Source organism: Acinetobacter sp. V110_1 (assembly GCF_031798975.1).
GTDB lineage: Bacteria > Pseudomonadota > Gammaproteobacteria > Pseudomonadales > Moraxellaceae > Acinetobacter > Acinetobacter nosocomialis_A.
The window spans coordinates 991,302-1,010,935 of record NZ_JAVQNN010000030.1 but is presented as its reverse complement, the minus strand read 5'-3'; the positions used below and the strand labels follow the sequence as shown (position 1 = coordinate 1,010,935).

At 38.5% G+C, this 19,634-nt stretch carries 18 protein-coding genes and 1 riboswitch; of the genes, 11 read left to right on the top strand and 7 right to left on the bottom strand.

Annotation, left to right across the window (positions count from 1 at the left end):
* Positions 1 to 306: 306 nt before the first annotated feature.
* The 3 genes from RMA95_RS15735 to RMA95_RS15725 all read right to left on the bottom strand — a co-directional run bounded on the left by RMA95_RS15735 (position 307) and on the right by RMA95_RS15725 (position 4,463).
* The gene (locus RMA95_RS15735) at positions 307 to 837 is read right to left on the bottom strand and encodes a GNAT family N-acetyltransferase (RefSeq protein WP_263614958.1); all 531 of its coding nucleotides are present in this window, start codon (positions 835 to 837) and stop codon (positions 307 to 309) included.
* A gap of 64 nt (positions 838 to 901) precedes the next feature.
* Positions 902 to 3,547: a DNA mismatch repair protein MutS gene (mutS, locus tag RMA95_RS15730; RefSeq protein WP_311071797.1), complete on the bottom strand. Its 2,646-nt coding sequence runs from the start codon at positions 3,545 to 3,547 to the stop codon at positions 902 to 904.
* Between the two features lie 520 nt (positions 3,548 to 4,067).
* Positions 4,068 to 4,463 (bottom strand): carboxymuconolactone decarboxylase family protein, encoded by a 396-nt coding sequence (locus RMA95_RS15725; protein ID WP_200028804.1) that lies wholly within the window; start codon positions 4,461 to 4,463, stop codon positions 4,068 to 4,070.
* Positions 4,464 to 4,563: 100 nt separating this feature from the next.
* Here RMA95_RS15725 and RMA95_RS15720 point away from each other — a divergent pair, with 100 nt between their 5' ends.
* The gene (locus tag RMA95_RS15720) at positions 4,564 to 5,466 is read left to right on the top strand and encodes a LysR family transcriptional regulator (RefSeq protein ID WP_311071796.1); all 903 of its coding nucleotides are present in this window, start codon (positions 4,564 to 4,566) and stop codon (positions 5,464 to 5,466) included.
* Between the two features lie 144 nt (positions 5,467 to 5,610).
* Positions 5,611 to 6,318, top strand: a complete 708-nt coding sequence (locus tag RMA95_RS15715) for a hypothetical protein (RefSeq protein ID WP_311071795.1) — start codon at positions 5,611 to 5,613, stop codon at positions 6,316 to 6,318.
* A gap of 122 nt (positions 6,319 to 6,440) precedes the next feature.
* Here the strand turns inward: RMA95_RS15715 and RMA95_RS15710 are convergent, their stop codons facing one another.
* Positions 6,441 to 7,352 carry a LysR family transcriptional regulator gene (locus RMA95_RS15710; RefSeq protein ID WP_311071794.1) on the bottom strand — a complete coding sequence of 304 codons (912 nt, stop codon included), beginning with the start codon at positions 7,350 to 7,352 and terminating at the stop codon, positions 6,441 to 6,443.
* 102 nt (positions 7,353 to 7,454) lie between these two features.
* Between RMA95_RS15710 and RMA95_RS15705 the strand changes: the two genes are divergently transcribed.
* From RMA95_RS15705 to RMA95_RS15670, 8 genes are all read left to right on the top strand, one after another.
* The gene (locus RMA95_RS15705) at positions 7,455 to 8,645 is read left to right on the top strand and encodes an MFS transporter (RefSeq protein WP_311071793.1); all 1,191 of its coding nucleotides are present in this window, start codon (positions 7,455 to 7,457) and stop codon (positions 8,643 to 8,645) included.
* Between the two features lie 220 nt (positions 8,646 to 8,865).
* On the top strand, positions 8,866 to 9,819 hold the full coding sequence (gene dmeF / locus RMA95_RS15700; protein WP_311071792.1) for a CDF family Co(II)/Ni(II) efflux transporter DmeF: 954 nt from the start codon (positions 8,866 to 8,868) through the stop codon (positions 9,817 to 9,819).
* A 99-nt stretch (positions 9,820 to 9,918) separates the two neighbouring features.
* Positions 9,919 to 10,118, top strand: a riboswitch (yybP-ykoY riboswitch).
* 10 nt (positions 10,119 to 10,128) lie between these two features.
* Positions 10,129 to 11,127 (top strand): sodium:calcium antiporter, encoded by a 999-nt coding sequence (locus RMA95_RS15695; RefSeq protein WP_311071791.1) that lies wholly within the window; start codon positions 10,129 to 10,131, stop codon positions 11,125 to 11,127.
* A 362-nt stretch (positions 11,128 to 11,489) separates the two neighbouring features.
* Positions 11,490 to 12,863, top strand: a complete 1,374-nt coding sequence (locus RMA95_RS15690; protein WP_311071790.1) for an EAL domain-containing protein — start codon at positions 11,490 to 11,492, stop codon at positions 12,861 to 12,863.
* A 267-nt stretch (positions 12,864 to 13,130) separates the two neighbouring features.
* Complete coding sequence (locus RMA95_RS15685) at positions 13,131 to 13,586, top strand: hypothetical protein (protein WP_311071789.1); 456 nt, start codon at positions 13,131 to 13,133, stop codon at positions 13,584 to 13,586.
* Positions 13,587 to 13,755: 169 nt separating this feature from the next.
* Positions 13,756 to 13,950, top strand: coding sequence for a hypothetical protein (locus RMA95_RS15680; protein ID WP_139887838.1), 195 nt, complete (start codon positions 13,756 to 13,758; stop codon positions 13,948 to 13,950).
* Positions 13,951 to 14,162: 212 nt separating this feature from the next.
* Entirely contained in the window at positions 14,163 to 15,095 is a 933-nt protein-coding gene (locus tag RMA95_RS15675; RefSeq protein ID WP_311071788.1) for a lauroyl acyltransferase, read from the top strand.
* Between the two features lie 144 nt (positions 15,096 to 15,239).
* Positions 15,240 to 15,530: a hypothetical protein gene (locus RMA95_RS15670; protein WP_311071787.1), complete on the top strand. Its 291-nt coding sequence runs from the start codon at positions 15,240 to 15,242 to the stop codon at positions 15,528 to 15,530.
* 104 nt (positions 15,531 to 15,634) lie between these two features.
* Here the strand turns inward: RMA95_RS15670 and RMA95_RS15665 are convergent, their stop codons facing one another.
* From RMA95_RS15665 to folE2, 3 genes are read right to left on the bottom strand one after another with little or no spacing between them, the layout of a single operon-like run.
* Positions 15,635 to 16,990 (bottom strand): dihydroorotase, encoded by a 1,356-nt coding sequence (locus RMA95_RS15665; protein WP_311071786.1) that lies wholly within the window; start codon positions 16,988 to 16,990, stop codon positions 15,635 to 15,637.
* Positions 16,980 to 17,540 (bottom strand): carbonate dehydratase, encoded by a 561-nt coding sequence (locus tag RMA95_RS15660; protein WP_311071785.1) that lies wholly within the window; start codon positions 17,538 to 17,540, stop codon positions 16,980 to 16,982. Before RMA95_RS15660 ends, RMA95_RS15665 begins: the two co-directional genes overlap by 11 nt.
* Positions 17,541 to 17,594: 54 nt before the next feature.
* Positions 17,595 to 18,497 (bottom strand): GTP cyclohydrolase FolE2, encoded by a 903-nt coding sequence (folE2, locus tag RMA95_RS15655; protein WP_311071784.1) that lies wholly within the window; start codon positions 18,495 to 18,497, stop codon positions 17,595 to 17,597.
* 312 nt (positions 18,498 to 18,809) lie between these two features.
* On the opposite strand from folE2, the gene RMA95_RS15650 reads away from it, so the two are divergent.
* Positions 18,810 to 19,055: a CPCC family cysteine-rich protein gene (locus tag RMA95_RS15650; protein WP_311071783.1), complete on the top strand. Its 246-nt coding sequence runs from the start codon at positions 18,810 to 18,812 to the stop codon at positions 19,053 to 19,055.
* Positions 19,056 to 19,634: the final 579 nt, after the last annotated feature.

Genomic DNA, 19,634 nt, shown 5'->3' with positions numbered 1-19,634 from the left:
AGCTTATTTTAGGCAAAAAAGGGGTAAACAAACAATTGCTTTTATTGATATTGTTTATTTATACATATGAAGATAAGTTAATACTTTGATATTTAAAACAATGTTGTAGGCTTAAGATCAGCCAAATTGTAAAATTAAAATAATAATATGTTTTTAAAAACAACAACTTGAATAAATTTTTTCTGATGACTTTAAATGTCATTTGAATCAAGGTATCTATTTGATTAGATACCTTAAATACAACTTTCACCTTTGAAATTTGTTTTACGGCACATTGATAGCTAAAAAATTGCTAAATAATGAACCTTAAAGCATACAAAGCAAATGAATGTCCTCTGGTTCTAACTCCCATAATTGCCGATCTGGGTGTTTTAATAGTGTCGCACCATGCTTCATATAAAAGTCGACTGTACGTTTACTTGGCGTAGCTGAAATATAAAGTTGAAGAGCGCCTAGTTGCTTGGCCGATTCTTTTGCCGCTTGCATGAGCTTTGCACCAATACCTTGACCTTGTTGATCGGCATCGACATAAAAATATTGCAGTAATTTTGCATCGGGATAATCAGCAATGTGTTGATTCGATACGACACTAATGCCCACGAGCTGTTCAGTCGCATTAAAAGCACCTACAAATGAAGCACCTTGTTCATAGAGTTCTTTTAATTTTGGTGGATCATTTTCTAAATGATATGCATCCCAATGCTTAACATCATAAAAACAATCTGTTAATTCGAGTTGATCTTGTTTTTGTATGTAGAGTTGGGTAATCAGTTCACGTCGGCTAATTTGTTGCCAAATTAAATCGATCTCTGTGTATTGTAGTGGCCTTAAGAAAATAGAAATTTTATTCTCCTTCAAGTAAGAGCAAACATGCCCATAGACATGTTTGCTCAATTAATAATTATGATTTGAGCGCAGCTTTTAGCTCATAAAGTTGTTCAAGTGCTTGGCGAGGCGTCAAGTTATCGACTTCAATTTGCTTAAGTAAGTCTAGGGCAGGAGACGATACTTCGATTTCAATCACTTTCTCTATGACTTGAGTATTTGATTTCGCGTCCGAATCTAAAGTTGCAAACAAGTCATCTTGAACACTAGTTTGTAAGTGTTGCTGTTGTTGCTTCTCTAAAATGCGTAAACGTTTTTGAGCTTCTTTAATGACATTGGCAGGAATACCAGCTAATTTCGCAACTTGTAAACCGTGACTTTGACTTGCAGGTCCTTGTTGAACTTTATGCAATAAAATCAGGTTGCCGTTAAGTTCTTGTGCAGTCACATGATAGTTATCAATTCCTGCTTCACTACCTAACTCAGTCAATTCGAAATAGTGTGTGGCAAATAGACATAGACATTTTACGCGCTTGGTTAAATCAACCACACAAGCCCACGCTAAAGAAAGTCCATCGTAGGTACTGGTACCACGTCCAACTTCATCCATTAACACCAAAGACTGATTGGTTGCATGGTGCAGAATTTGCGAAGTTTCTGTCATCTCAACCATAAATGTCGATTTACCCGTCGACAAATCGTCGGCTGAACCAATACGCGTAAAAATACGGTCAATAGGGCCAAGTTTAGCTGCTCTTGCCGGCACATAACTACCGCAGTAAGCCAGTAAACTGATTAATGCAGTTTGACGCATAAAGGTAGATTTACCGCCCATGTTTGGACCAGTAATAATCGCCATACGGTGCTGCACATCAAGGAACGTATCATTTGGTGTAAATGGTGCTTTACTTAACGCTTCAACTACAGGGTGACGGCCACCTTGAATTTTAATACCTGTTTCTGGGGTAAATTCAGGACGAGCCCAATTGTTTAAACGTGCTTGATGAGCAAAGTTTGCAATTACATCAATGTGTGCAATTGCTGAGCTCATCATTTGTAGGTGAGCAATATTTTCACGAAGGTTTTCAAGTAAAGCTTCAAATAATGCTTTTTCACGCGCTAATGCACGAGATTCACTTGATAAAACTTTATCTTCAAAGCTTTTTAGCTCAGGCGTAATGTAACGCTCTGCATTTTTTAATGTTTGACGGCGAATATAGTCGGCAGGGGCTTGCTCAGCTTGAGCACGTGTAAGCTCAATGTAGTAGCCACTCACACGGTTATAGCCGATTTTTAAGGTATTAATGCCCGTGCGTTCACGCTCTTTTATTTCTAAATCAATGAGGAATTGGCCTGCATGATCACGAATTTGGCGCAATTCATCGAGTTCAGCATCATAACCCTCTGCAATTACATTGCCATCACGAAGTAATACAGGCGGATTTTCGACAATGGCTGCCATTAAATGTTGATGCAACGATTTAAAGTCACCTAATTCCTGATCAAGTTGTCCTAGTAATTTAGACTTTTTCGATTGAATAACAGGCGCTAAAGCATTTCTTAAAAATGGAATTTGCGCGCAAGCATGACGAAGCTGAACTAAATCGCGTGGTCGAGCACTACCCAGCGCAACACGGCTAAGAACACGTTCAATATCACCAATTTCTTTAAGTACTAAACGGACAGGAGTTTCATGGTAGCCTTGAATGAGTTGTTCAATCGCATCTAAACGGGCATCGAGTAATGCCGTATCGCGAACAGGCTGCATAAGTGTGCGGCTGAGTAAACGGCCACCCATTGCAGTTTGGCAGTCGTTCACCAGTTGGAATAATGATGTGCCATGTTCAAACAACGGTTCAATAATTTCTAAATTACGGCGCGTGATTGGGTCGAGCGCAATAAAGTCTGTGCTTTGTTCCAACAAAATTGAACGAATATGCGGTAACGCCGTTTTCTGAGTTTCTTTGGCATAATGAATAAGTGCCGCAGCAGCAGCTTTAGCTAAAGGTAATGGATCGAGTCCGAAACCAGAAAGCGTTGATACAGAGAACTGGTCACATAAGGTTTTTTGTGCATTATTTAAATTGAAGTCTACATTTGGGCGCTTAGTTACAGGGCAATCTAAATGCTTTTTAATTTGTTCGATAATGTTCGGATCAACCAGATCTTCATCAATCAAAATTTCACTTGGCATGAGGCGTGCCAGTTCAATTGGAAGTTGTTCAGGTTTGTAGTCTTGTTGTTGAACTTTAAAAATACCCGCGCTTAAGTCGAGTAAAGCAAAACCGATTTGATTTTGATGAATACATAGCGCAACAAGGTTGGATGACTGATAGCTTGTGAGTAGTGCGTCGTCAGTTAATGTACCAGGTGTAAGAATACGAACAACTTTACGCTCAACAGGACCTTTACCAGTGACTTCACCGACTTGTTCGCAAATGGCTACAGTACGGCCTGCTTTTACCAAACGTGCTAAATAACCTTCGGCTGAATGGTAAGGAACACCAGCCATTGGAATTGGATTACCGTTTGCTTTACCGCGATGGGTTAGGGTAATTCCTAAAAGTTTGGCTGCTAAATGAGCGTCTTCAAAGAAAAGTTCATAAAAGTCGCCCATACGATAAAACAGCAACGCATGTTGATAATCTTTTTTGACCTTGAGATATTGCTGCATCATTGGAGTGTGGTTAGAGAGATCGGCCATGATTTCAGCGCTATTCATGCGTAATAAACCCTTAAAAAATCAATAATATTTTACGTTTGGTCATCTAGCCAATTCTACCAACTTCTGTGTGAATTGGACTTAATCTAAGAAAAAAGTATACCTTTTCGTGTACTTTTTTTATGTCAAAATTGAGTCAACAGTGTGAGAGCCTAACTTAATTTCTCACGGTTGCCATCTTAACAAATTGAGACTGATTGGCAAAAAGGATTCCTAAAATGAGCGAGGAAATAAACAGCAAAAAGAAAATAACCTTATCAGCTTGAACAATAAATAAGATAAAGATTGGCGAGCCTGATAATGGTCATAGTTTACTAGTGTATATAAATTAAATATAAGTCGGGATGCTGTGGCTGCTCAAGTGAAGAGGGTAGGAAGTGATATATTCTAAGATTTTAAATACAAAGTCGCATAAACCGATCACGCTGAAAGACAATATTTCAGCGTGATCGTTTCTTAAAAAAGAATATCCGAGCTAATGCTATTTTTTATAAATAAGGAATATGCAATCGTGTAGTGATTATTTCTTATCCTCTGGTGGAGCATTCACAATCTCCTGAATATGCACAAGTGCATTTCTTACCGCAGCACCGCCCGCATAAAACAACATTTGCAATATGGTTTCGATGATCTGTGTTCTGCTAGCTCCAGCGTTAAGTGCTGCTTGGGTATGGGCTTTCAGTTGTGGTACTGGATGTCCGAGTGTGACACATGAAGCAATTACCACCAACTCACGGGTTATTGGGTCAAGTCCCTCACGACTCATAATGCCGCCCATTGCCCATTCAATAGTAATATCCGTGAAGTCAGGGCAGATATCGGCCATATCCTGACGTAAAGCTTCGCCCGCTCCATTTCCATACAATTGATTAAACAGCATTAGTCCGCGTTGGCGTAGTTCAGGTTGTGTGATCATGTTGCTTCTCTAGTTAGGAGGAAGCACTAATTAAATAACAATGTATAACTTAGAAAAACATGCTAAAACTTGCATTACTATCAAGTGATACTTGTTAATCATGAATAAACTCGAAAGCATGGCGGTTTTCGTTCGCGTGGTAGAGAAAGGTAGTTTTACTACCGTTGCCGAGGAAATGCGCATTAGTAGTACCATGATCGGACTGCACATTAAAGGACTGGAGCAGCATTTAGGTGTGCGTCTTTTGAACCGTACCACCCGAAGGCAAAGTCTGACTGATTTTGGTCAAGATTATTATCAACGTTGTAAGCAAATTCTGGCAGATATTCTTGATGCAGAATCTCTGGCATCACGTCAGCATCAACAACCACAAGGCTTGTTGCGTATTGCTTGTCCAATTTCACTGGGCGTCCATGTGCTAACAGCATTGAATGCCCGCTTTCAGGCAGATTGGCCTGAAGTCACTTTGGATATTCGCCTGAGTGATCGCCCGTTGGATATGGCTGAGGATGGTATTGATGTGATGCTGAAAATCGGTGAGCTAGAGCAGGTTAATTCCATGGTGGCGCGGCGATTGGCCGATTATCGCTCCGTGGTCTGTGCTTCACCCACCTATATACAAGCTTTCGGTGAACCAAAGCATCCTAATCAGTTGATTAATCATCGCTGCCTTGGTTTTGCCCATCCGCTTGCTAGTGATCATTGGCAATTTATTGATGCGGGTAACATGTTAACGGTTTCGGTGAAACTGGTTACGTCGATTAACAATGGTGAAGCACTACGGTATGCTGCTTTACAAGGTTCAGGTATTATCATGCAACCTGAGATACTCTTGGCGGACGATCTACGATCTGGAAAATTAATACGTCTGTTTAGTCATATGGACACACCCGTTAGACCAGTTCATCTGCTTACTTTTGCAGACCGCCAACAACTGCCCAAAATTCGCCATTATGTTGACTATGTGTATAAGAATCTGAGTCAATCTCTGATTGATTATTAAGCTAGTCATTTACTTGAAAATGAATGTGATGAAAATTTTTATAACATACATCTGGAAACGCAACATGATGCTGATCTGGAAAGATTACTAGAAGGTAATGGGATGCGTAAATTAATATTCTTATGTTATATAGTGAGTACTTGTGTGTTTGCAAAACCTCAAGTGCTCAAATTTTCTCAAGAAGATTTAACCGAAGATAGAAAAATAAAATTATGTGAATTATTCCCAGAAGACTGTATTAATAGCAATATTTGGGCATTGAAAAGAATAGAAGGTAATGAATATTATTTTATTTCACAAGAAAAAATATATTTCCTTCAGGAGCAAAATAATAATTTTAGAATCATAAATCATTGGGATTTTTTAAACTACATACCCAAAGAATCTAGACCTAATTGGTTTGGTAATGGAAAAGTATTAGGAGTATCTGTAAATAATGCTCTATACCCGATTGATAAAAATAATTTTGCTATTGGGGTACGTTATGGTTGGGGCGATAATCTACAAATCGAGGGCCTAGTTCAAGAAAATAAAATGGATTTTGTAAAGTTGGAAAAAGATGGAAGATATACATCGCTTATAGATAATGTACCTTATTATTATTTTTTAATGACATGGCATTGTTTAGATGGTGAACTAGACTCAGATCCAAAAGCGAAGTGCATTGAAAATGAGGAATTTAATCTTGATGTCAAATATCTTGAACCCAAAAAATGGGAAATGACAATGAAATTTGAAAGAGATCCTTCACCATTCTCTAAACATAAAGCATTTCAGGTTCATCAGTCTTTCATTGTCAACTTAAATAATTCTAACGAAATAAGGGTTCCTGAGGAGTGGTTAAAGTATTAATAGGGGAAGTGCTGCGCGCCATAAGTTTAGTTTGAGTAGAAGAAAGGGTGACGATTGGCAGTCCTGATAAAACTGACATAGGTAAATATGCCGATTTCAGAATGCATATGAAATGATAGGTTTTATAAGGATACATGCCCCAATTTCTGCTGTATGAAATCTATAAGCGCTCTTGTTTTAGCAGGCAAATAACGACGATCTGAATAAAGTGCAAACAATTGCAGTGGCGCTACTGCTTGTTCAAACTCAATCTCGATCAGGCGACCGTCACTAATATAAGGTTGGCAAGCTTGTTTCGATAAAATTGCAAACCCGATCCCTGCTACAGCAGCTTGGCCTGCCATTTCTCCGCTGTTCACCCGATAGTGTCCTTGAACCTTGATGGTCTCGAACTCACCCTTTTTATTAACAAATTGCCAAGGAGCACCTTTGAGCGCACTGACTGTTGTAATACACGGTAACTCTTCAAATTGTTGAATATGAGTAGGTATCCCATAACGCTGAATGAGAGAAGGGGCTGCCACAATGGTGCAAGGGATAGTCACCAGATGACGAGCGATATAGTCACTGTTATCCATTTGACCACGGCTAATAATAATAGCTAAATCCAGATCATCTCGCAGAGACTCAAAACCTGACAAATTTGTGACACAGCTTATTTCTAAGTCTGGATACTGACAGGCAAATTCTGCAATAACAGAACCTAACAATGCAGGGCCTATTTCAGTGGGAATACAGATTCGTAAAGGACCTTTGAGTTGCATTTGCCGCAATGTTAACTCTGTCTCCGTTTGCTCAAGAGCTTCGAGTAATGGCTTTGCTCTGGTATAGAGTAGCTGCCCCGCCTGAGTGACTTTCATATGTCGAGTGCTGCGCTCAATGAGCTGAAGATCGAGTTTTTCTTCTAACTGAGAAATACAGCGACTCACGTTTGATGTCGGCATTTCAAGGAGTTTCGATGCACCCACAAAACTTTCTCTTTCAACCACAGCAACGAATACTTTCAGGGTATTAAAATCCAGAGCCGGACGCATCAATTGTCCCATATTTGATAATAATAAGTGCTATTTCTACCATATAATAAACACTATTGATAGTAGTTAAACTCGGACATCTTTTATCTATAGGTTACTGCGATGTCCCTAGCCACACAGACGTTTAATCATAAAGCTCTCATGCGGATGGCCACTGTAATTGCTATCGTCCAGTTCGCGAATGCACTGGAATATATGGTGTTTAATCCTATTTTTGTTTTTATGGCAACAGATTTTGCAGTACCAGTATCATTCTCAGGTTATGTTTCAGGGATGTATACGCTTGGCGCCGTCCTTTCGGGAATTATTGCTTTTTACTGGATTGATCATTTCAATAAAAAGCGGTTTTTAATTATAAATATGGCGCTGTTAGGTCTACTAACACTTTTGACTACCTGTACATCTAGTTTTAGTCTTTTACTTGCACTTCGATTTTTTGCCGGGTTGGTTGGTGGTACCACCATGGGAGTGGGTATCAGTATATTAATAAACAACGCACCGCCTAATTTACGGGGAAAAATGTTGGCGACGGTGATCGCGTCATTTTCAATAGTAAGTATTGTCGGAATGCCCACGATATTATTTCTATGCACTCACTATGGTTGGCATGTGGCTTTGTGGCTCATAAGTGCATTATGTGTGTTGGCGTTGCCATTAATTGTATCGTTTATACCCAAAGACCAAGTCTCTTTAGATACGCTTCGTGCGCCGCCTTTAGATGCAGATACTATACTGTTCGCCTCTGGTAATGCGCTCGTACAGTTTAGTCCTATGCTGGTCATACCTATTTTGGCACCCTTAATGATTCAGCAGTTGGGCGCTTCGCAAGACCTACTGCCTTGGCTATTTTTTTGTGGGGGCGTGATGGGTTATTTATCTACAAAAATAACAGGGGCGTTAACCTCCCGTTTTTCTACTTTGGTACTGGCTACAGGTTCAACTATTGTCTTTATACTGAGTTTGCTAATACTAATGCTAGGCTACCAGCATGCAGCATTATTTATTAGTTTATTTCTCAGCGCATCTTATAGTCGTTTGGTGTCATCTTCGGTGGTTACGATTCGGTTTCCTAATGATCGGCAACGAGCTGGATTCTCTTCATTACAAACATCAATCATGTATCTGATGACAACCGTCGCATTTTTCCTATCCGCTTTTCTATTACCAGACCATGACATGGCACCACAAAGTGTAAATAAGTTACTGGCGTTATCGGCAATTTCAGCAGCAGGGTTCCCAATATTGGTTATCATTCTGCAAAAGAAGCTGGCTAAACGTGTGCCCATGAGCTAATTCTAAAGCCACTATTTTTCCGTACATTAAAATAGTGACGATTAAAAAAATTGGCCTCTGGCTCATTACCCATTTTCTTGAAATTACATTTAGGCGTTCTGGTACATGAGCCGTGAAGGTCAAATACTTATTAAAATTTTCCTTGCCTCAATAGAGAGACAATATATTTCCTTCCAAAAAAATATATACTATGGGGGAGTATCATCAAAAGACCATAAATATGGAAATTAACAGTAATTTAGAACGCTACCACTCTCATCAGTTCGATGAAGGAAACCCGCTGGCTCAAAAGAAAATTTTGATTGCAACGATTTTAACTGCCGTGATGATGGTCTTTGAAATTGTGGGTGGCTGGGTCTTTAACTCCATGGCTCTTTTAGCTGATGGCTGGCACATGAGTTCACACATGGTTGCTCTAGGGTTGGCTTATGTGGCTTACAAAATGGCTCGTCGTTATGCCTACGACAAACGCTTTAGTTTCGGAACTTGGAAAATCGAAATTTTGGGTGGGTATAGCAGTGCAATATTATTAATGGTCGTTGCACTTTTGATGGGGTTTCAATCTATCGAACGGTTACTCCATCCTGTTGATATTCATTATAATGAAGCGATTTCTATTGCTGTTGTAGGTTTAGCAGTCAACTTAATCTGTGCGTGGTTATTACATGATAATCATGAACATCACCACCATCATGACCATGACCATGACCATGACCATGAGCATAGTCACCACCATCATCATGATCACCATCACGATTTAAACCATAAAGCTGCGTTTCTACATGTGGTTGCCGATGCCGTAACGTCTGTATTAGCCATAGCCGCACTTATAGCAGGTAAATATTTTGGTTGGAATTTTTTAGATGCTTTATTGGGTATTGTAGGGGCGATACTTGTTGCGCAGTGGTCGTGGGGACTTTTGCGTGACACAGGAAAAACTTTATTAGATGCTGAAATGTCACATCCAGTTGTAGCTGAAATACAAGAAGTGATTGAGCAATTGTCCCAAGTAAAAATTACAGATTTACATGTATGGAAAGTCGGTAAAGGAAAATTTTCATGCATTTTGGCTTTAGAAACAGACCGAACAGATTTAACACCTGATTCAGTTAAAAAAGCTTTGTCTATCCATGAAGAAATTGTACATGCCAGTGTAGAAATACATTTTATCTAGTCAATAAAGAGAGCTTTAAAACAGACTGTGAATTTTTAGAGCTCTTGATCATTTTGTCTGACTATCTCTGTAGAGTTCGGATGAAATCACTGGTAAAATCCTCAGCATTGTCATTGGGGAGTAGCCATTCCTAGTACCCGCTAGGAAGACCACGTCAACAAACTTGAGATGAGTATCTCATGGCGTGTTCAGCCACTGTATATACAGTAAGAGCTAGGCGAGACCTTTGGCCGCAACGTACTTTGCTAGTCGGGCGAGGAGCGTTGTCGCGCCAATGGTTTCTTATTTCGCCCGGCTGGAACTATTCCTATGCTCCTCACGTTCATCTTATTCTTTTTGTCCGCCGCGGCAATTTACCTAGCCTGTGAATATTTCGTCAATGGTATTGAATGGTTTGGTAAACGTCTTAATCTTGGTGCAACCGCAGTAGGTTCAGTACTCGCAGCTTTTGGTACAGCGTTACCTGAAAGTGCGGTGACCTTTATGGCCGTTGTGTTTGGTAATACCCCAGAACAAAAAGACCTTGGTGTTGGAGCTGCAATGGGTGGTCCATTGGTTCTAGCAACCTTGGGTTACGCCGTTGTAGGTCTGGTATTAATTCTTCATCGTAAAAAGTTAGCTCGAACTTCGCATAAAGTACAAGTTGATTACGGTCGCTTAAGCCGAGATCAAGTCTCTTTCCTTGCCATCTTTGTTTTAAAAGTAGCACTTGGTTTAGTCGCGTTTGCCATTAAGCCTTGGTTAGGTATTCTATTTTTAGCGGCCTATGCAGCTTATGTTTGGCGTGAGATTAAGGAAGCAGATACATCTGCCGATGAAGAGGAACTTGAACCTCTCAAGTTTCGTCCAAACGCAGCCGAACCGTCACTGGAGTGGGCTGGCCTACAGGTATTGGTCGCTTTAGTCGTCATTAGTATTGCGTCGCATACTTTTGTGGCTCAGCTTGAAGCAATTGGTACAGCGCTAAGTTGGCCACCACATTTGGTTGCTTTATTACTGAGTCCAGTTGCGACCGAATTACCTGAAATTATGAATGCGCTGATTTGGGTACGCCAAGGTAAAGAGCGTTTGGCTTTAGCGAACATTTCTGGTGCCATGATGATTCAGGCCACCATACCAAGTGCTTTGGGTATATTTTTCACACCGTGGCGCTTTGATACGTTGCTACTAGCATCTGGCATTATTACTGCACTGGCGATTGTGTTTTTATGGAATTTATTCCGCCGTGGTGCGGTCGATGATCGATCATTAGTTGCAGTAAGTGCTTTATATGGCGTTTTCGCAGTTTTGGTTGTGATTTATCTCTAATACACATTCATGCGTTGCAAGGTGACCAGCGCGTTTCAGCTATTTTCATGACTATTGAACGGCTAATCTTATACACTCACGGGTGTATAAGATTACGATACAGAAAATTCTTTAGAATTCGCCTAATTTTTCACTAGTTAGAGGCTGTACCTGAGCCGCAGACGCATGTATCGTTAAGTCTTGATACTTTAAAATTAAAAAGTGTTCGAAACGCAGTATCGTTCAGTTAAACCGCTGAACTGTAGCAACGCTGTTGAAGAACACCAAATCTCAAAATGAATAGTACAAATAAGAAAGGAATAAAATATTACGTTTTATTGGTAAATATTGAGATGGAGTATCAATGACCAAGCTGGGGGTCTTTGAAGAAATATTTTACGGTTGATTTATTTATGATAGCTTCATCTTACTTTAAAAAACGCAAGAAAAATTACCGTAACGTAAAAGACCAGCAGCTTACAATTGCAGCCAAAGCAAATATCTTTATTTGTATTATTTTTTGTTTGTTTTGGACCATTTATTTCGCATTTGCACACATGTGGCTGATTGTTTGTATGGATATTGGTTTCACACTGGTTTCCATGTTTAGCCTTTTTCTCATTTATAAAAACCGCATTTCGGCGGGCATACTTTTATCACAAGCGGTTCTACTGATTTTCCCAGTCGTTTTTTGCCTGTTTTTCGATATTGCTACCCCTCATCGGCCTCAAGTGGCGCATTTATTTTTGCCTGCCGGCGCAATACTGGGGTATTTAAATTACCGCCGTGATCCAAGCTTTTTACAAATCATTTTAATTTTATTATCGATTGGGTGTTTTATATTTTTTAGTGGTACGTCTTTTACGCTTAATAGCGCAGTACCTTTGTCGGAAGATATCCGTAATCATGGTGGGTGGATTGCAACTTGTGTGGCTACTCTCATGATTTGTATATCAATTTATACCATGCAGTTAGAGATACAAATAGAAAATAGCATGGTGCATGACCTACGTTTAGCACTCAGCAAAGAACAATTTGAGCTTTTCTATCAACCGCAAATCAATTCCTCTGAACAATTAATTGGCGCAGAAGCCTTGTTAAGATGGCATCACCCAACTTTAGGGTATATTCCTACGCAAGATTTTATTCCTGCAGCAGAAAGTTTTGGATTAATGCCAGAGATAGGCGAGTGGGTGTTAGTTCAAGCCTGCAAAGTTTTACAAGACTGGAGCAAAAAAGAGGAAACTAAAGATCTTACACTTTCAGTCAATATTAGTGCTGACCATTTCATGCAACCACTTTTTGAGCAAACTATAATCGCTATGGTTGAAAGATATGGCATTACTCCATCTCGACTCATTTTAGAAATTACTGAAAATATAGCCTTAAATAACTGTGCAAGCATGATCGAAAAAATGAATTTCTTGTCTAGACATGGCATTCAGCTTTCACTTGATGACTTTGGTACAGGTTATTCATCTTTAAGCTATTTACAGAAAATGCCCATTAGCCAAATCAAAATTGATCGTAGCTTTGTAGAGGCAGCTTTGGATGATAAACGCAGCAATAAACTGGTCACGGGTATTATTAAAATTGGTCTAGATTTAAACCTTCGCGTGCTGGTAGAAGGTATAGAAACGGCTGAACAATTTAGTGCTTTTAAAAGTAATGGCTGTACCGAGTTTCAGGGCTTTTTATGGGGCTGTCCGATGCCTTTAAATGACTTTATCAAACAGTTGCCGCATTTTAATAAATAAGCAAAATAGCTTTTGATAAGAAACGTAGTTGATAAAAGAGATTTGATTTTATTTGTTGGAAAGATAACGCAATGAAGTTTGATATAGCGCTCTTTCTCTATTGAAATTAAATAAAACTTAAAAATAGCTGTTTAATAGCCATAAAGCAACATAATATCAACAATACTTACTCAATGTTACACAAACCTACAAGTTGAAATATAACTTGAATCATACTTACTTTGAGAGACCACCTAATACCGCTTCAAAGATAAGGGAAAAACCTTAATGCCACAATACTTAGCTATTGCAGAAAGTGTGTATAGGAAAGTTAAAGACGTTGAGCTTTTTTCAGATGACACTATTGAAAATCTTAATAATTTAATGATTTTTATACGCAAAGAGATAACGGGGAGTGTATTCAAATTAAAGTATAACTACATTGATTTTGAAGAAGCTTTAACAAAACCATTAAGTGAATGCAAAGTAAAAATAGATGTTAGCCTTATTCCACACCATAGTATGGAGGACGAATATATTTTATGGCTAGCTGGATTTATTGAAAAAATTACGGAAGGTGGGCCTAGACCACCGCCACCTATTAAGAAATATATTCCTGAATTTATTAGCCTCGAGTCAGAACTAGATTTTTTGAATATTCCAAAGGAAAAAGTTTTAAATGAAGGCGAAGAAATTAAGAACTATTTTAATTCGGAAACATTTATCAAAACTTTGAAAAAGTAATTGTTGAATGCACTCATCAATAAAAGCCGCCTTATAGCGGTTTTTTATTGAGTTAAAGAATAATGAGTGACTTTTAGCTTTTAATGATTTCTAGTGAACAAAATCTTTAAAAATTTTCTTTATTTGTTCTATAGTGATGAAATCTTAAACTTTTGAATAGAACGTTGTTATGGCAAGAGAATATAAATATTACCAAGTAGGATCTACTCACTACAACCTTGAACAAGTTGTTAAATTTACAACCAGTGCCGATTTGAGATCTGTTCTAGTTCGGTTTACAGATGGCTCAGAAGTAGAGTTTACTTTTGAAAGTGAAGATGAGTATTCAGAGTTTCTGCAAGTGATGAGAGGGTTAGCATTTTAATTTTTGTATATAATTTATATAATCATTAAAGTAGTTAAATTTTTATAAGTAATTGTTATTTAAAATATAATAAGGAAATAAATATAAGAGGTAATGTTCAGGAAATCTAAATCTTCTAAAGAAAATAAGTCTAATATTAAGACACACTTTGCAAACGCGTGTAGATTCGGGGTGTGTTAGCATGATTTCCTATACCTCTAGATATTTACAGTATGACGAAATCTGAACCGCAGTATCAATCTGGGCAGTTTCAATTTTCCTTTCTATCATTAAAGTATTGGGGTATCTGGTTTACAGCTTTTACTCTTATGTTTCTTGCGTACTTGCCTTGGGCAATCCAGTGGCGTTTAGCAAAACTTTTTTCAAAAATTGCTTGGACTCTATTAGCTTCAAGAAGAAAAACAACTTTAAGAAATTTAGAAGCTTGTTTTCCTGAAAAAACACCTGAGCAAATTGAAACCAAAGCCAAGTCAGTTTTTACAGATACAATGATTGGTATATTTGAAGCCTTAAATGCTTGGTATTGTCCTGCATGGTTTAAAAAAAGGGTTCATATAAAAGGTTTAGAACATCTGGAACAGAATCGGGATAGGGGTGTTTTGTTGTTAGGCACACATAGCACTTTATTAGATGCTGGAGGCGCTGCTTGTACCTTATTTTTCGATATGGATGTGGTGTATAGACCCCAAAATAATCCTTTTATGGATTTTCTCATTCATCGTAGTCGTGCTCGGGTTTATAAAAACCAAATTGCGAAAGACAATATGCGTAGCTTAATTGCGAAACTGAAAAATGGTCATGCAATCTGGTATAGTCCTGATCAGGACTTTGGTTTAAAGCAAGGTGTCATGGCATCATTCTTTGGAATACAAGCCGCAACAGTAACGGCCCACCGAAGACTCATGGACATTTCAAACGCTGTCGCAATCCCATTATATTTTTATAGAAGTGGGGATATTCGAGACCCTCAATACAATGTACTGATTGAGCCTAAACTTGAAAATTTCCCAAGTGAATGTGAAGTGAATGATGCTGAACGCGTCAATAAAATTATTGAAAACCAAATTCGAATCGCGCCAACACAGTACATGTGGTTTCATAGACGGTTTAAAACTCGTCCTGTCGGTGAGGCAAAGTTCTACTGATAGATTTTGCTTTCATTATTTAAGATTGAGTTGCTTCTTATCTTTGCTTAATAGCTTACACTCTAGTACAGATCATCACTTGTAACTAGCTACCGACTTATGTCTTACTTTAAATTCCAGTACTACAATAAAAAGGAATTTTGTATGAAGTACATTAAGTATATTTTCGCTGCATTGGTCATCGCGCTTTCAGCTCCGACCTTTGCACAAGACCATGGTTATCGCGAATCACATCATGGTTATGGTCATGCTTATCATGGTTCGCACCATGGTTATGGGCATAGTTATCATGGTTCACATCATGGTTATGGTCATGCTTATCGTGGTTCACATCATGGTTATTATGGCCCGCATCATGGCAAAGGCTACTATCATAATAAAGCCCATGGCGATCATGGGTCTGATATGCATAGCCACGGGCGTGGTCATTGGTAATTCAACTCATTACAAAAAATCCCGCAATATTTTGCGGGTTTTTTATGGTTCAATCTGAACAAGTTATAGCATCTAATTTAATTGTTTTTAAATTTTCACTTGAGTTATCTGTCTATGTCCAATGCTTCACCTCTACAACTTAGAAATAACTGATTTTGATGCCAAGCCAACTGTCCTGAAACAATAGTTGTATCAACTTCATAGCGAAAGCTTTTGTTTTGAAATGGAGTCCAGTTACATCGCATATAGTTTTTTTGATCTTTAACAGTAATAGCTTCTTTATTTTCTCTAAGCAGAACCAAATCTGCCCAGTAGCCTTCGCGTATATATCCTCGATCTTTGAGTTTAAATAAATCAGCGACTTGGTGTGATGTTTTCTTCACCATTGTTTCTATATTTATTTTTTTATCTGCTACAAGTTCCATGAGTGCAGGAATAGCATGTTGAACTAAAGGAAGGCCAGATGGTGCTTTTAAATAGGATTGTTGTTTTTCATCCCATGTATGTGGTGCGTGATCTGTACAAATAATATCTAAGCGATTAGTTTGAGCGATGGCAGTGATAAGTGCATCTTTGTCTTGTTGGGTTTTAATGGCTGGATTACATTTAATTAAGTGCCCCAGAACAGCATAGTCTGATTCATCAAAACTAAGGTGATGAATGCATACTTCCGCAGAAATATGCTTTAAATTTAAGGGCAAATCTTTAAACAAACATAACTCTTTGGCTGTACTAATATGTAAAACATGCAGTTGAGTTCCATATTTTTCTGCTAAAGACACTGCTAAACTTGAGCTTTCAAAGCAGGCTTGTTTATCCCGAATTTTAGGGTGCATATGTGCTGGAATGTTTGCGCCATATTTCTCAAAATATAATTTTTCTCTTTCTTTAATGCGCGGTGTATATTCGCAGTGCGTTAAAAGAATGGTCGGGACATTTGCAAATAAACGTTCAAGCACTTGTGGGTCATCTACCAACATATTGCCAGTAGATGCGCCCATAAAAACTTTTACACCGCTGATGAGTTTGGGATTAAGCTGTTCAATAATATCTAGATTTTCAGAACTTACTCCAAAATGGAAGGCATAATTTGCCATGCTATATTGCGCAGCAATTTGCTTTTTTTGCATTAAGGCATCTAAAGATAGGGTTGCGGGATTGGTGTTTGGCATATCCATATAACTGGTAATACCCCCAATGACCGCCGCCATAGATTCTGAAGCAATACTGCCTTTATGTGGTGAACCCGGATCTCTAAAATGGACTTGATCATCGATCATTCCTGGAATTAACCAGTTCCCGTTCGCATGAATGGTTTTAGCATTAACAACATGAGAAATTGATGGAGCAATTTTTTCGATTCGTCCATCTTGAATGAGTACATCTACAAATTGCTGTTTTCCTTCATTTACTAAATTGGCATCACGGATAATAATTTTAGAATAGGGTTTAAAACTCATTGTGTAATGCCTTATAGCCTTTAACTAATTCAATATTTGTAGAGACGACACTCTCTGAAAATTCACTGATAGAAATATCAACCGGAGGGTATTGGTTTAAGTCAGTTTTAGAGTTGATGTAGCTCATTGCTGGGACATAAAAATGGTTAGGTAAATCACGGCCATCGACCACTGCGTTATGACGAATAGCGCTGTAATTACCGACCTTACAGTTAAATATGACGCTGTTAAAACCCACAAAAACATGGTGACCAATTTCACATGGCCCATGAATAATTGAACGATGAGCAATTGATGTATTTTCACCAATCACAACTAATGCACCAGCTTTGGAATGAATCACAACACCATCTTGTATGTTGGAATTTGCTCCAATAATAATTGGCTCCATCTCTCCATTTTCGTCGGTTTCATCGGCACGAATCACCGCATAAGGGCCAATAAATACATTGGCATGAACAATGACTTTGCCGCAAATAATAGCGGTCTGATCGACATAAGCCGATTGGTCAATCACAGGGAGATGACCAGATGGATTTTTACGTAGCATGGGATAACCGTTTAAATATATTTACTTAAATTGAATTAAATGAGTGGTCTAGAGTTACCACTGCCATGTCCCTTGGGCCACAGCATCATGTGCATGTAAGCTTTCTGCATGAGTCACTTTAAACTTGAAACCATGAATATTTTTATGATGTATAAATGAACCATAAAGGCGTCTTAAAGCATCTTCGCAGAACATTAAATTTTGACCGTTGGCAACGGCAAAAGCCTGTTCATCAATACGTTTTACCGCCGTTTGTACAGGAGTCATTAAGGCCAGTTCAGCTCGGTTTATAAACTCGATGAGTGGAATATCTTGAAGGTTTTGATCTAGTTTGAATTGCAGGCGGGCAAAACTTCTTTGGCTATGTGGCGTTGCTGCAATTGCATCTGTGGTATTTAACCAGTTCATAATGTCTTGTGGGTCAAGCCGAATTTCTTGGTTTTGTAAGGCCGACTCAAACCGTTGTTGAATAATATTTCTTGAAAGTGCAGCAGAGCATGGGCAGGTTGAAGAATAGGGGATCTCGACTGTTAATTCTGCCTCAAATTGATGATTAGAAAGTTGGCACGACAAAACAAAAGGATAACTTTTCCATCCTGAAAGCTTGCTGACTAATGCTGGTCGCTCGATATAAAGCTGACTGTGAATTTCAACTTTGGCATGCTGCGATAAATCTTGATGGCTGTCTAAAAAGTCTTCTAAAACTGATTTTAAAGCAGGCATATTTATGTTTTCGAGTGATGTTAACTCTAAAAGTCGTGTGTATAGACGCGACATATGAATGCCTTTTGCTAAAGGATCATCCAGACTGACATAAGCATTTACGTGGCTTGGGCATAGGGTATTTTCAATTCGGACTGGTAATGCAATGTTTTCCATGCCGACCCAATCAAGGCGGTGGCTATAGACATTTGGTAAAGTTGGCTCGGCAGATATATCTGGGAGAACAAGATTCATTTATTAGCGGCTTATACTGTGATATTAATGTTATGTTATAACATAACATTAATGAGTAGCAAGTTTGCTATAGGATTTAATGGAATTAAAGAATATTGAATAAGTATAAATAGATAGGTAAGCTCCTCGACTCTTTTCGTCGCGGTAGGACGGGAGAGGGACACCTTCGGGTGTGCTGGTTGAGTGACTAGTCTGTCAACCCTTTCTCGTTCTACCACCATAACTTTAATGTCTTGGTAAAACTCTCCATAAAATATGCTTAAACCTCCTGATGGTATAATTTATTGATGTATACGAAGAGGGGAGAAAATAGTGTCTTACGCATGTCCATGCTGTGGTTATCTTACATTTGATGAATTACCCTATGGTTCTTTTGACATCTGCGCAGTTTGTTTTTGGGAAGATGATAACGTTCAGAATGAAGATCCTGATTATATGGGAGGAGCAAATGGTATTAGCTTAAATATGGCTAAGCAAAATTTTCAATTATTTGGAGCAATAAAAAAAGAATTGATACGATATACCCGTAAACCACTTGAAGAAGAAATCCCCCGATAAATAAATATAATTGTATAAATGGGATGCAATAAACTTACATATTTACATTCCCTGTTTTGATTCAATTTATTTGACATTTTTAAAGCAAAAATAATAGCCATTTAGCCTTATGTTAGTTTTTTATAAACCCCAAATTAACAATAAATTTTAATTATTTATCCTTACTTTTTAATGATCTATTTTAAAACAAATGTCATTTTGCGTGCTTGACTGCAATAGGGTTGAGCACTATCCTTTGCCTGCTGGCCACATTGCCAGCCGGCTTTGACAGGCTGATTTAGACCACATCAGAATTATTCCTTCTGAGGAATAGTTTCGTGTGTAAGCTCCTCGTCTCCTCCCGTAGCGGTAGGACGGGAGAGGGACACCTTCGGGTGTGCTGGCGTCTAACCAGTCTGTCAACCTTCTCTCGTTCTGCCACCATAATCGTTTGACAGTGATTCGGTAGAACTTCTTTAGACATGAGGAGTCCTCTATGCGTACTAATTCTTCTTTATTGGCCTTTGCCAAATTCTCTCTGCCCATACCACTTAAAAAGTCTATAAAACGGTTTAATCGACTCTAGGTTTTCTACGCCTT

Coding starts and splice junctions, on each gene's coding strand:
- RMA95_RS15710 (WP_311071794.1), bottom strand. CDS start 7,352: ATGCGTCCGGCTCTGGATTTTAATACCCTGAAAGTATTCGTTGCTGTG.
- RMA95_RS15695 (WP_311071791.1), top strand. CDS start 10,129: ATGCTCCTCACGTTCATCTTATTCTTTTTGTCCGCCGCGGCAATTTAC.
- RMA95_RS15725 (WP_200028804.1), bottom strand. CDS start 4,463: ATGATCACACAACCTGAACTACGCCAACGCGGACTAATGCTGTTTAAT.
- RMA95_RS15720 (WP_311071796.1), top strand. CDS start 4,564: ATGAATAAACTCGAAAGCATGGCGGTTTTCGTTCGCGTGGTAGAGAAA.
- RMA95_RS15670 (WP_311071787.1), top strand. CDS start 15,240: ATGAAGTACATTAAGTATATTTTCGCTGCATTGGTCATCGCGCTTTCA.
- RMA95_RS15665 (WP_311071786.1), bottom strand. CDS start 16,990: ATGAGTTTTAAACCCTATTCTAAAATTATTATCCGTGATGCCAATTTA.
- RMA95_RS15675 (WP_311071788.1), top strand. CDS start 14,163: ATGACGAAATCTGAACCGCAGTATCAATCTGGGCAGTTTCAATTTTCC.
- RMA95_RS15680 (WP_139887838.1), top strand. CDS start 13,756: ATGGCAAGAGAATATAAATATTACCAAGTAGGATCTACTCACTACAAC.
- dmeF (WP_311071792.1), top strand. CDS start 8,866: ATGGAAATTAACAGTAATTTAGAACGCTACCACTCTCATCAGTTCGAT.
- RMA95_RS15685 (WP_311071789.1), top strand. CDS start 13,131: ATGCCACAATACTTAGCTATTGCAGAAAGTGTGTATAGGAAAGTTAAA.
- RMA95_RS15705 (WP_311071793.1), top strand. CDS start 7,455: ATGTCCCTAGCCACACAGACGTTTAATCATAAAGCTCTCATGCGGATG.
- RMA95_RS15660 (WP_311071785.1), bottom strand. CDS start 17,540: ATGCTACGTAAAAATCCATCTGGTCATCTCCCTGTGATTGACCAATCG.
- folE2 (WP_311071784.1), bottom strand. CDS start 18,497: ATGAATCTTGTTCTCCCAGATATATCTGCCGAGCCAACTTTACCAAAT.
- mutS (WP_311071797.1), bottom strand. CDS start 3,547: ATGAATAGCGCTGAAATCATGGCCGATCTCTCTAACCACACTCCAATG.